Source organism: Parabacteroides hominis (assembly GCF_014287585.1).
Classification (GTDB): Bacteria; Bacteroidota; Bacteroidia; order Bacteroidales; family Tannerellaceae; genus Parabacteroides; species Parabacteroides hominis.
On sequence record NZ_JACOOJ010000009.1, the window covers coordinates 99,576 to 111,913 of the forward strand.

Consider the following 12,338-nt stretch of genomic DNA (forward strand, 5'->3'; position numbering starts at 1 on the left):
TTAACACGTTTTTTGTTTTAAATCGATATATTATCCGCGAAATCCGCGTAATCCGTGCCTAATCATTGTACGACAAATCATCTTTATGTGATATAAATAATTATGATAGAAATAATGGATACCACCCTGCGTGACGGGGAACAGACATCAGGGGTTTCCTTTGCGGCGCATGAGAAGCTGAGTATTGCACAGGCATTGCTCGACCTGGGCGTGAACCGTCTGGAGATCGCTTCCGCGCGTGTCTCGGACGGTGAATTTGAGGCCGTGAAGCGCGTGGCTTCCTGGGCGGAACGTACCGGAAACCTGCAAAAGCTCGAAGTGCTCGGCTTTGTAGATGGCAACGTCTCGCTCGACTGGATCGAAGCAGCCGGATGCCGTGTGGTAAACCTGCTCTGCAAAGGTTCTTACAAGCATGTGACGGAACAGCTTCGCAAAACTCCCGAACAGCATTTTGCCGATATACGTTCCGTCATCAACCTGGCGACCGAACGGGGGATCGCCGTGAACGTCTATCTGGAAGACTGGTCGAACGGTATCAAGAACTCGCCTGAATATGTCTTTCAGGCAGTCGATTCGCTTCGCGACCTACCGATCCGGCGTTTTATGCTGCCCGATACGCTCGGCATCCTGAACCCCGGCAACACCTACGAGTATTGTAAGGAAATGGTTACGCGTTATCCGGACCTGAAGTTTGATTTCCATGCCCATAACGACTACGACCTGGCGGTAGCGAATGTCTACTCCGCTGTCCGTGCCGGCATAGAAGGGCTTCATACCACGTTGAACGGATTGGGGGAGCGTGCCGGGAATGCCCCGCTTAGCAGTGTGCTTGCCGTGCTGAAAGACCAGTTGGGAGTGGAGACAACGCTCAGGGAGGAGCGGATCAATTACGCCAGCCGCCTGGTGGAAACCTTCTCAGGTGTTCATATCCCGCCCAACAAACCGATTATCGGGGAACATGTCTTTACGCAATGTGCCGGTGTCCATGCCGATGGCGACAGCAAAAACAATCTGTATTGCAATGACCTGCTGCCCGAACGCTTCGGTCGTGTCCGCGAATATGCCCTCGGCAAGACATCCGGCAAAGCGAATATCCGCAAGAACCTCGAATCGTTAGGGATCGATATCGATGAAAACTCCATGCGTAAGGTTACCGAACGGATTATCGAACTGGGTGATAAGAAAGAAATGGTTACGACGGAGGATCTCCCGTATATCATCAGCGATGTGCTCCATCACGATACGATGGCCGACCAGCGCATCCGTATACTGAATTATTCCCTGTCTTTGGCTCAAGGACTGAAACCGGTCGCTACCCTGAAGATAGAGATCAATGGCGAAGCCTACCAGGAGTCGGCTTCCGGCGACGGACAGTACGACGCCTTCGTTCGTGCCCTGCGGAAGATCTATACCGATCTGGGGCGTCCTTTCCCGATGCTGACCAACTACTCCGTTTCCATACCGCCCGGCGGACGGACCGATGCCTTTGTGCAGACCATCATCAGCTGGAATTATGCAGGAGTGGACTTTAAAACCCGCGGTCTCGATGCAGACCAGACAGAAGCTGCTATCAAGGCGACACTGAAGATGCTGAACAAGATAGAACAATAATAATGTACCGATGAATTGATATGACGGTTATGCGATGAACCAATTCCTGTTTACGCAGGTTTCTTTTATAGGATAATTCATATATCAAAGATTTGGCTAATTAATAAATTATTGAAGTCATGAAGAAGTTAACAATCGCGCTTGTTGCGCACGACAACCGGAAGGCTGACATGGTAGAATGGGCTGTTCACAATGCTGAATTTCTGTCCCATCATCACATTGTATGTACCGGAACAACCGGAAATCTGGTTCGGAAGGCAATGGAAGAAAAAGGTGTTCCGGCGGATATCGCCTGCATGCATTCCGGCCCGCTGGGTGGAGATGCCGAAATTGCAGCGATGGTAGTACGGAAGGAAATAGACCTTGCCGTATTCCTGATCGACGACCTGAACCCGCAGCCGCACGAGGCCGATATCCAAATGTTGCTTCGCCAGTGCCGTGTCCATAACGTGCCTATCGCTTGTAACCGGTATAGTGCCGACCTGATGATCACAAGTACGCTGTGGGATGATGAAAACTATGTCCCGACAGAACCTAAATACGTCTATTTTAAAAGAGAATAATAACATAACAAACGAATATGAAATTGAATATTGCTGTACTTCCCGGAGACGGGATCGGTCCTGAAATCTCTGCACAAGGTGTGGATGTGATGAGTGCCGTTTGTAAGAAATTCGGACATGAAGTCCGTTATGAGTATGCTCTTTGCGGGGCTGATGCTATCGACAAGGTGGGAGACCCTTTCCCCGAAGAAACGTACCGGATTTGTAAAGAAGCGGATGCCGTCCTCTTCTCTGCCGTAGGCGATCCGAAGTTCGACAACGATCCGACAGCCAAGGTGCGCCCTGAACAGGGATTGCTGGCTATGCGTAAGAAACTGGGGTTGTTTGCGAATATCCGGCCCGTACAAACCTTTAAGTGCCTGCTGCATAAATCTCCGCTTCGTGCCGACTTGGTGGACGGTGCGGATTTCCTGTGTATCCGTGAACTGACGGGAGGCATGTATTTCGGGGAGAAATATCAGGATAACGATAAGGCCTACGATACCAATATGTATACACGCCCTGAGATCGAGCGCATCTTGAAAGTCGGTTTCGAATACGCCATGAAACGGAAGAAGCATCTGACGGTGGTCGATAAGGCGAATGTCCTGGCCTCTTCGCGCCTGTGGCGCCAGATCGCACAAGAGATGGCTCCTTCTTATCCGGAAGTTCAGACCGACTATATGTATGTCGACAATGCTGCCATGCGTATGATCCAGGAACCCAAATTCTTTGATGTCATGGTAACGGAAAATACGTTTGGCGATATCCTTACCGACGAAGGTTCTTGCATCAGCGGTTCTATGGGCTTGCTCCCTTCTGCTTCGACGGGCGAAAGCACTCCTGTATTCGAACCGATTCATGGTTCATGGCCGCAGGCTAAAGGATTGAATATCGCCAACCCGTTGGCACAGATCCTTTCGGTTGCCATGCTGTTCGAATATTTCGGTTGCAAGGCGGAAGGCGCTTTGATCCGCGAGGCCGTGGATGCTTCTCTGGATGCTAATGTCCGTACCCCCGAAATCCAGGTGGAAGGCGGTGCAAGATATGGCACAAAAGAGGTCGGCGCATGGATTGTCGACTATATCGGGAAGAAGTAATTGCTGGAGAAACGGAAGTGTGTCAAAAATACCAAATGGCACACTTCCGATAAATATGGTTATCCGATTATGTATTTGCTCTTCGGAAGATAGGAGAGGGCTTTGATTACTAAATAAGAAGTAATGAAAGTACAGATTGCGATTACCGGAATCTTGATCATGGCACTGTCGAACAGATTATTCAACAAGTCATAGAACAGGTTCAGCAACATGATATGTACCAGGTAAATCCCATAGCTTTTAATCGATATATCCGTAACTGACTTTCCGCAGGCTGAATCCGGGTTCTTGATCCGGATATTCTTGATCAACAGAAAAATGCCCGTTGCCACCATTGCTACGTTGATAGTCTCGTATCCCCAGGTGATTTCCAGTTGCGGGACGTATTCGGCTGTCGATAACCGTTCGTGGAAACCATACCAGGTGATGAAATAGCCCACTGCCAATAAAGCGATGCCGACCGGCAGGTTCCAACTTTTCCGTTCCGAAGCATATGTCCGCAGATAATAAGCTAATACCATATATCCCAGCAGCCCGGAGAAATAGTATAACATCGGAGTCCCGTTCCAGAAACATTCCCCTAATATATCCGGAAATACCAGATGGATATAAGGCACGCACAAAGTAAACGCCCATATCCCAAGATATAGCTCGATGCTCTTTCGCGAAGCCGTTTTTAACCAAGGCGAAATGATAGGAGCGAAGAGATACAGTCCCATCAGCATATATACGTACCACAGATGCCCCACTTGTGTCCCGAAGTTTACCGGGATTTTGAGGATATTCATACAGGCGGTTGCAAAGTCCGCTTGTCCTCGGAAGAACTGATAGAAAGAATAAGCGATGCACCAGAATATAAAAGGTATGACTACACGCGTGAAGCGTTTGCGGAAGAATTGTGCCGGCTCGTCTTTTACCGGAAGAAGAAAATATCCGGTCAGCATCACGAACAGAGGAACAGCCGAGCGGCAGACCGAGTTATAAAGGTCTACCCAAAAAGCATTCTCCCCTTTTATCACGTCCCCGACAGGGCCGATATAATAAAACTCTCCGGTGTGTACCTGGATTACCATGTAGCAGGCCAGTACCCGCAGTACATCGAGCGCAAAATTGCGTTTAGTGTCTTTCTGCATAATAAGTAAGATGATTTAAGTATGTTAGAAAATATTTGTTAGCTTATTGTTGGGCGAGTTTCATCAATTCCTTGATTACTTCCTTATTATATCCCATTGATTCGGCTTTCTTGAAATCGAGGGCTGCCCGTTCCTTTTCGTATTGTGCCAGCTTGATCTTGCCTCTCAGCACATAGAGGTTGGCTGTCGGTTCGCTTTCGGTAAAGACCTTTTCTATATCCGCCATTGCCCGTGCGTTCTTTCCCATCATAAAATACAGGTCCGCCCGTCCTTCGTAGAGAACCCAGTCGCGGGGCATTTCGCTGATCAGGTAGTTGAATATCCGTTCGCTTTCGTCATAGTTCCCGCGCATCTTTTCCAGGATGGCATGGCCGAGGCGGGCGCGGACCGACTTCTCGTTTACTTCCAGGATCTTGTCGAAGTCCTGTTCCGCCCACATATAATTTTGTAACTGGATGTAGAGCAATCCGCGGCAATAGAGCGCTTCCTGATGTTCCGGATCTTCAATCAACAGCGTGTTATAGTCGTTCAATGCCTTTTCTGTTTCTCCCAGTTCGGTATAAAGGGAAGCCCGGTTTTCGAGAATGGTGATATTCTTTGTATGTCCGCTTAATGCGGAAGTGTAGGAGATAAGCGCGTCCTGCAACTTCCCCTGCCGGCGTTGTATGGTTCCGAGATTCGTGAGCAGGGCATAGTTCAGCGGGTTAGCGGGTTTTTTGCGCATGGCCGCTTTCAGGCTCTCTTCTGCGGACACCAAGTCGCCTTTATCTACGAAGTCGTAGCTCTTCTCTATTAATTCTTCGTATGATTGTGCAAAGCCATTCCCCATAAAAAGGAACACCCCTATAATAATCAAGAAAGTCCTCATTCTCTATCGTTTATATCTGTTATCTGACCGGTTGCAAAACTACATAATAAAATCGGTTCTTCATTCGAATAAAAAAACTTTATACCTTTGCTACAATTTCTAATACTTTTGGAACGGATAAGTGTTATGTAACAAATATGAATTTCCATAAATATAAATAATTATGATAGTAACAGCAATTGACCTTTCACATGGCCTGGAAGGTATTTTGAATTCCCTGATGACGCAAGGTGCGACATTGGGATGGACGCTTATCAAGGCGTTTTTGGTTTTTATAGTCGGGCGTCTCCTGATTAACCTGGTGAATAAACTGATAAAGCGGGTTTTGCTGAAGCGTGATATCGAGCCTTCGGTAAAGACTTTTGTCGGGAGTCTGGTAAATGTTGTCCTGACAATTTTATTGATCATTTCGGTTGTCGGTGCGTTGGGAGTACAGACGACTTCGTTTGCAGCCCTGCTGGCTTCTGCCGGTGTCGCTGTCGGTATGGCGTTGAGCGGTAATCTGGCGAACTTCGCGGGCGGATTGATTATTCTTTTGTTCAAGCCTTTCAAGGTCGGTGACTATGTTGAGGTACAGGGTACGGGCGGTACGGTGAAGGAAATCCAGATTTTCCACACGATCCTGGCGACACCCGATAATAAAATGGTGTATATCCCGAACGGCTCGTTGAGTAGTGGAGCGGTTACGAACTTCAGCCGGCAGGCTACCCGCCGCGTGGATTGGACGTTCGGCGTCGATTATGGCGAAGATTATGATAAAGTAAAGGCGGTGATCGAAACGATTCTTGCCCGCGACTCCCGCATTTTGACTGATCCGGCTCCTTTCATCGCCTTGCACGCGTTGGCTGACAGCAGTGTGAATATTGTTGTCCGTGTATGGGTGGAAAGCTCGGATTATTGGGATGTTTATTTCGGAATCAATCAGGCGGTTTATGCAACATTTAATGAAAAAGGCATCAACTTCCCGTTCCCGCAACTTACTGTGCATCGGGCTGATAACTGATTTGTCCTGAAAAGAAAAGGATTCGTTCAATAATCGGCAGGTTTTGTAAGGAGTCCTTTTGAAGGATAGAACTTTAAACAAAAAGATTTATCTTTGTCAATCATTATAATAATTAACAAAGAAAATATAAGTATAAGATATTAAGAACTTTATTTCATTACTTTAGTATTATTATTTGATTATAAGAGAAAATGATTCCCGGCTCGTCACTTTGGTGGCGAGCCTTTTTTTATTATAGCATGGATAATGGCGTTTTTGTACATTATGTCCGGACGTAAGTATCTTTTATAGTTGATTATAACTTTGTGAAATTGAACTTTTCTATCTTTGCCTCTGTTAAAGGACTGAATAATTAAACAATTTGCATATGAATAAAAAATTTACACTTTTGGCTGCGGCCTTGATGACGGTAGGAACTTTTACTGCGGCAAGTGCGGCAGTGGATTCTGATGAATGGACTGCTGGTAATTATTATTACTTAGTCAGTGATAATAATTATCTGTCTTTGGACGGAAATAAAGCTGATTCGGTAGTAGTGAAAGAAATCACTTCGTTTGAGAACGTAGATAAAGCTGCTCGTGATTCTGCATTGTGGGAAATTACGGGGATAACAGAAACAGCTGGAACAGTTTATCAATTTAAGAATAAAAAGACAAATGCTGTTTTATCTTTTGCTGCATCTCAAGAGGCTAAACCGATTTTAGTAGCAGGAGTAGATAAATGGACGTTTACTGATGGAGGAAGTTTAAGTGCTTCTATTGGTGATAATAAAACAATGACATTGGCTTTAGGAAGCGATAATGGTCTTGTTTTTAAGGATGGTTCAGCTTTAAGCTTAACTGTGACTAAACCTGACACAATGACCATGACCCCGCAGGATCTTGGTGATGGTTTCAGCACTTTTCAGTTGACATTCGGAGATCAATATGAAGGAAATATCTTTACAGGTGAAGACTTGATTGCTAATTCTATTGGAGATAAAGGCTTTATGACTTTACAGGTAAAAGGAGATGAAGCATATCCAAATGGGGTTAAAAAGTTTTTAGGTGTTGATACACTCAAAACAACAATTAATAATCAAGAAAATGTATTTGGTGCAGGGTTTGCTTTGGATTCAACACGTAAAGTTTTGCGTCCGAATGAACGTTGTCAACATTTTAAGTTTGTTGTCAATTTACAGAATGATTCTTTGGCAATGTTTGTTGCTGGAGCTCCTGACGTAAATGGAGATTTGGAACTTGTGGACGATACGGTTCGTGTTGTTTATGCTCAAACAGGTAGTACTAAGGTTTTAACGGTTTCTGAATTGAATGCGGATGCTCAGCCTTTGCAAGGTAAACTGCCTTTAATTAAAGTTTCAAAGGGCACTCCCGTTACAATCCCGACCGGTACAGGTGTCTACTTCTTGCAGAAGGTAAGTGAAGGTGCTAATAATGGTAAATATTACGTGACTAAAAATACCTTTATGGGAGGCGACAGTGTTCCTTCTGTTAATTTGGCAAGAGGTCAGTGGTATATTAAAGAAAATAACGGTAAATACTCTGTTGTTGATCGTCAGTCAGATTCTGAGATGATCTTAAATCAGGAAGTTTTTGCTGTACAGGGAAAGGAAAATACATATTTGTTTGGTAATGACTCTGTGAAGATTTCTTGGCAACCTGTTAATTTGAACGACAAATATTTAGGTTCTCTCTACTTTACAGAAGACGAATTGAATGCTAACGGTTATGTACTGAACTTGGTTTCTGGAACAACAGGAGTAAGTAACATTTATGCTTATACTACAGATTCTATCTTGAAAGGTAAAGCCGGTGATGCCAAAGACGCAGCAATCTTTAAGTTGGTTGTGGATAAAGTAGAAAAAGTTGGTGGTGCAAAGAGTTTGTTAGATACGTTGTATGTCACTTCATATAAGTTAAGAGCAATGTTTAACAAAGATATGCTCGCTAAACAAACTGATAGTCTGAAGTTGTCTGCTGTTGGAACTGCTGAATCTTTTAGATTTATTTCTGATGCTACAGCTGAAAAATATGCAATGTTAACTTCTGATAGTTTGTATGTAGGTATGAATGTCAATACCTCTTGTGTACAGCTGTCAGAGAAAGCAGCTTATGTAAACCTTGAAGCCGTTGACGCTCCCGAATATGCTTCATTTGCAAGTGCTCACAAACGTTTGGCCTATAACAACAATGCTTTAGTTATGAATCCGCTGAACTTCTTTGCTGAAATGAAAGATGAAGGTAATCCGATTACAAAGGCAAATTACGAAGCTGATAACTTTAGCTTGTGGGTTGAACAAGATACAGTTATTGCTGGAAAACAATTGTATTTTATTTCTTCTGGTGTTGCTAATGGTGGTAAAGCTGAAGCAAATATCCGCTATTACTTAGCAGCTAAAGATACAACAAGAGCAGGTATTGATGCTACTACTTATGCAATGTTTATCTCTCATGATTCAATCAAGACAATGAAGGATAGCCCTGCTCTCTTCGCATTCAAGACTGCTGAAGAAGGTGGTTATTATCTGGAAAACCAGAAAGAGTTGGATAAGAATGGTAAGCCTTATGTAGGTGTTGTAAACGGTTTCGCCGTTATGCAGGCCACTCCGAGTGCAGCATTCGAAGTACAAACCGCTTCCGCCCCGACAGCCAACGAAGAAATGAACGTCTCTGAAATCAAGGTGATCAGCAATGACGGTCAGGTTATCGTGACGAATGCTTCCGGTAGAATGATTACATTGTCTAATATCTTAGGACAGACAATCGGTGTTCGCCGGGCAAGCTCTGAATACTTCTCAATGCCAGCTACATCCGGCATTGTATTGGTAACAGTCGAAGGTGACACCACTTACAAAGTGATTGTAAAATAAGAACGATGATCTTATAACTGAAAAGGCGGCCTCCTGCAAAGGGAGCCGCCTTTTTTTATTTAGTAATTGCGGGAAAAGATTTATTTCTCTCCCGAAAGTTTCTTCTCCAAATAAGCCAACTTCTTAATGGCTTTTTCCTTTTCTTTCGTCAGCTTTTCGATGTCGCTTAATACGACAGCAAACTCATAGGTCGAGGCGATTGCCTTCTTATCCGCATCGGCAATGTAGAGGATATAAGGCTTGCCACCCGTATATTCGACCTTGATGCGTTCCCCTTTATTGGCAGAAATGAACTTAACGGCATCTTCGCATTTCTCTCCCTGGTAGGTCACGACTTCGGTCGTATTCCCCAAGTCCTTGAAATGGTAGTTCAGGCCCCCGTCGTAAGGGATGGCGGGCGTTTCGGCGAAAAGGCCGTCCTGGGTGCTCAGCTTGATGCCGGTATGATTGATCGGCTTGCCTCCGAAATAGACGCTTGCCAGGTACATTTCGCCTTTTTCGTTTACGCCGGAACGGATGTAGCAGCGTTGGATGTTGCGTTCGATGGTCTGCTGTTTGGAGACGTAATTGCCGATTTCGTTATAGGCGGAATCTTTTTCAAAGTTAAAACCTTTCTTTAGTTCTTCCAGTTCCTGCTGCTTGACAGGGATCAGGCTGTCGCAGAAAGCCAGGTTGCGTTCCGCCTCCTTTTGCTCTACCTGGCGCATCAGTGTCAGACCTTCCCGGATCACCTTGAACTCTTTCGGGTACAGGATGCGGATGCTGTCTATCTCACTTTTGGCGGCAAAGAACTCGTTCCGTTCAAACATGTTCCGGGCACTGTCTAACCGTGCTTGTGCATTCTTTTCGTCATTGTTGCAACCGGCCAGTGCCACGGCTGCAAGTGCTATACAGATTGCTGACTTTTTCATTATGATAATTGTTTAATTGTCTACTTCTTATTATCCTCTGCAAAGATATTGGAAAAAGAGAGAATTAGTATCCCCGCAAGAATTTAATTATCTTTGCGTGTTAAATGCTGATTTGTCTGTTACTTTTGGCTTGATCCAAAAGTAACCAAAAGATCAAGGCTTAACCGTCCGGGCTACTCCGGGCAAAGACTCCGCTGTCCCAAGCGAAGCGAGTTTCAGACGCGACAGCGAACGAAGGGAACGAAGTAGCGAGGCAGGTCAAGCCAAAAGTAACAGACAAATCAGCATTTGTTGATAAACAATATATATATGTACATCGAACAAGAAGATATATTAAAACATATTTCGGCGAAGCCGTTTCATTTGATTTCGGAGGCGGCGGATGAGTTAGGAGTTGAGGCATACGTGATAGGCGGCTATGTGCGGGATATATTTCTGCATCGTCCTTCCAAAGATATCGATGTCGTTGCCGTCGGGAGCGGCATCGAACTGGCGAAAGCTGTCGCTAAGAAATTGGGGCGGGGCGCTTACCTGTCCGTCTTCAAGAACTTCGGTACGGCGCAGGTGAAGGCCGGCGACCTTGAACTCGAATTTGTCGGCGCCCGCAAGGAATCCTACACGCATGACAGCCGCAAGCCGGTTGTCGAAGACGGGACGCTCGAAGACGACCAGAACCGCCGCGACTTTACGATCAACGCCCTGGCACTTTGCCTGAATAAAGACCGGTACGGTGAACTGGTCGATCCTTTCGATGGCTTGACCGATATGGACAATTGGCTGATCCGTACGCCGCTCGATCCGGATATTACCTTTAGCGACGATCCGTTGCGCATGATGCGTGCCGTCCGCTTTGCCAGCCAGTTAGGGTTCTTTATCGATCCCGATACCTTCGATGCGATCGAACGGAATAAGGAGCGCATCTCGATCATCTCGAAAGAGCGTATCGTGGATGAGTTGAACAAGATCGTCCTTTCGCCGAAACCCTCTGTCGGCTTCGACCTGCTGGACCGTTGCGGGCTGTTGCCTCTGATCTTCCCCGAACTTTGCGCCCTGAAAGGAGTGGAGACGAAGGAAGGGATCGGGCATAAGGATAACTTCGCCCATACTTTGATGGTGCTCGACCGCCTGAGCAGGACGACCGATAACCTGTGGTTGCGCTGGAGCGCCCTTTTCCATGATATAGCCAAGCCGGCGACGAAACGTTTCGATCCGCGCCTGGGCTGGACGTTCCACAATCATAATTTCATCGGCGAGAAGATGATTCCCGGCATCTTCCGCAAGATGAAGCTGCCGATGAACGAGAAGATGAAATATGTCCAGAAGATGGTCAGCCTGCACATGCGCCCGATCGCCTTGTCGGACGATGAGGTAACGGATTCGGCCATCCGCCGCCTGCTGTTTGATGCGGGCGACGATATAGAAGACCTGATGAAACTTTGCGAGGCGGATATCACGAGCAAGAACCCCGAAAAGGTGCGCCGCTTCCTGAATAACTTCCAGAAAGTCCGCAGCAAGCTCGCCGATATAGAAGAGAAAGACCGCGTCCGCAACTTCCAGCCGCCTGTGACGGGCGAGGAGATTATGGAAACATTCGGTTTGCCGCCTTCGCAGCCGGTCGGTGTCCTGAAAGAAGCCATCAAGAACGCGATCCTCGACGGCGTGATCCCGAACGAATACGAAGCTGCCCGCGCCTTTATGCTGCAACGGGCGGAGAAGATGGGGCTGAAACCGGCAAGGCCATAGCATGTATAATTTTAATCATAGAAAATAGTGGATAAGATAATAATAAATAGTGCAGGGCATGCGTATTATCGGATGTTCAGAGACTTGTATATGATTAGCTTCCCGGTTTTTGAACAGCGGACCGATGAACAACAAGACGATGCTTTCTCCTGCCTGAACTACCATCTGAACGCCTATGCCGAAGATGGCTGTTTCATCGGTTTTATCTCTTACTGGGAGTTCAGCGATTATATTTATATAGAACACTTTGCCATAAATCAATCTCTTAGGGGGAAAGGACATGGCTACCGGATTCTGCAACGTTTTATATCCGAAGCCTCCAAAATGGTATTGTTGGAAATAGATCCGATTACGGATGAAGTCTCGGAAGCACGTTTGAGGTTTTATAAAAGGTGCGGTTTTCATAAGAATCCTTATCCGCACATACATCCTCCTTACCGGAGTGGCTGCAAAGGACATTCTTTGCTCGTCCTTACAACGGAGCGTGAGATAACAGAAAGTGAATATCGCTTGTTTAATAAAGAATTGACCGATGTGGTCATGAGAAAGAACTAACGT

10 protein-coding genes are annotated in these 12,338 nt (G+C 45.9%); 7 read left to right on the forward strand and 3 right to left on the reverse strand.

Annotation, left to right across the window (positions count from 1 at the left end; genetic code table 11):
* The first annotated feature begins 102 nt into the window (after window positions 1–102).
* The 3 genes from H8S65_RS07410 (at window position 103) to leuB (ending at window position 3,253) form a co-directional block, all read left to right on the forward strand.
* Entirely contained in the window at window positions 103–1,611 is a 1,509-nt protein-coding gene (locus H8S65_RS07410; protein WP_186929352.1) for a hydroxymethylglutaryl-CoA lyase-like TIM-barrel protein, read from the forward strand.
* A gap of 119 nt (window positions 1,612–1,730) precedes the next feature.
* Entirely contained in the window at window positions 1,731–2,174 is a 444-nt protein-coding gene (locus H8S65_RS07415; RefSeq protein WP_008149824.1) for a methylglyoxal synthase, read from the forward strand.
* Between the two features lie 17 nt (window positions 2,175–2,191).
* On the forward strand, window positions 2,192–3,253 hold the full coding sequence (gene leuB, locus H8S65_RS07420; protein ID WP_186929353.1) for a 3-isopropylmalate dehydrogenase: 1,062 nt from the start codon (window positions 2,192–2,194) through the stop codon (window positions 3,251–3,253).
* 59 nt (window positions 3,254–3,312) lie between these two features.
* Here the strand turns inward: leuB and H8S65_RS07425 are convergent, their stop codons facing one another.
* The gene (locus H8S65_RS07425; protein WP_186929354.1) at window positions 3,313–4,386 is read right to left on the reverse strand and encodes an acyltransferase; all 1,074 of its coding nucleotides are present in this window, start codon (window positions 4,384–4,386) and stop codon (window positions 3,313–3,315) included.
* A 43-nt stretch (window positions 4,387–4,429) separates the two neighbouring features.
* The gene (locus H8S65_RS07430; protein WP_186929355.1) at window positions 4,430–5,254 is read right to left on the reverse strand and encodes a tetratricopeptide repeat protein; all 825 of its coding nucleotides are present in this window, start codon (window positions 5,252–5,254) and stop codon (window positions 4,430–4,432) included.
* A 220-nt stretch (window positions 5,255–5,474) separates the two neighbouring features.
* Between H8S65_RS07430 and H8S65_RS07435 the strand changes: the two genes are divergently transcribed.
* Together H8S65_RS07435 and H8S65_RS07440 are read left to right on the forward strand one after the other, a co-directional pair.
* Window positions 5,475–6,257, forward strand: a complete 783-nt coding sequence (locus tag H8S65_RS07435; protein ID WP_255489068.1) for a mechanosensitive ion channel family protein — start codon at window positions 5,475–5,477, stop codon at window positions 6,255–6,257.
* Between the two features lie 367 nt (window positions 6,258–6,624).
* Entirely contained in the window at window positions 6,625–9,126 is a 2,502-nt protein-coding gene (locus H8S65_RS07440; RefSeq protein WP_186929357.1) for a DUF6383 domain-containing protein, read from the forward strand.
* A gap of 80 nt (window positions 9,127–9,206) precedes the next feature.
* On the opposite strand, the gene H8S65_RS07445 is transcribed toward H8S65_RS07440, so the two are convergent.
* Window positions 9,207–10,037 carry a hypothetical protein gene (locus H8S65_RS07445; RefSeq protein ID WP_186929358.1) on the reverse strand — a complete coding sequence of 277 codons (831 nt, stop codon included), beginning with the start codon at window positions 10,035–10,037 and terminating at the stop codon, window positions 9,207–9,209.
* Window positions 10,038–10,346: 309 nt separating this feature from the next.
* Between H8S65_RS07445 and H8S65_RS07450 the strand changes: the two genes are divergently transcribed.
* Both H8S65_RS07450 and H8S65_RS07455 read left to right on the forward strand, forming a co-directional pair.
* Entirely contained in the window at window positions 10,347–11,780 is a 1,434-nt protein-coding gene (locus tag H8S65_RS07450) for a CCA tRNA nucleotidyltransferase (RefSeq protein WP_186929359.1), read from the forward strand.
* Window positions 11,781–11,807: 27 nt separating this feature from the next.
* Window positions 11,808–12,335, forward strand: coding sequence for a GNAT family N-acetyltransferase (locus H8S65_RS07455; RefSeq protein WP_293730695.1), 528 nt, complete (start codon window positions 11,808–11,810; stop codon window positions 12,333–12,335).
* The last annotated feature ends 3 nt before the right edge of the window (window positions 12,336–12,338 follow it).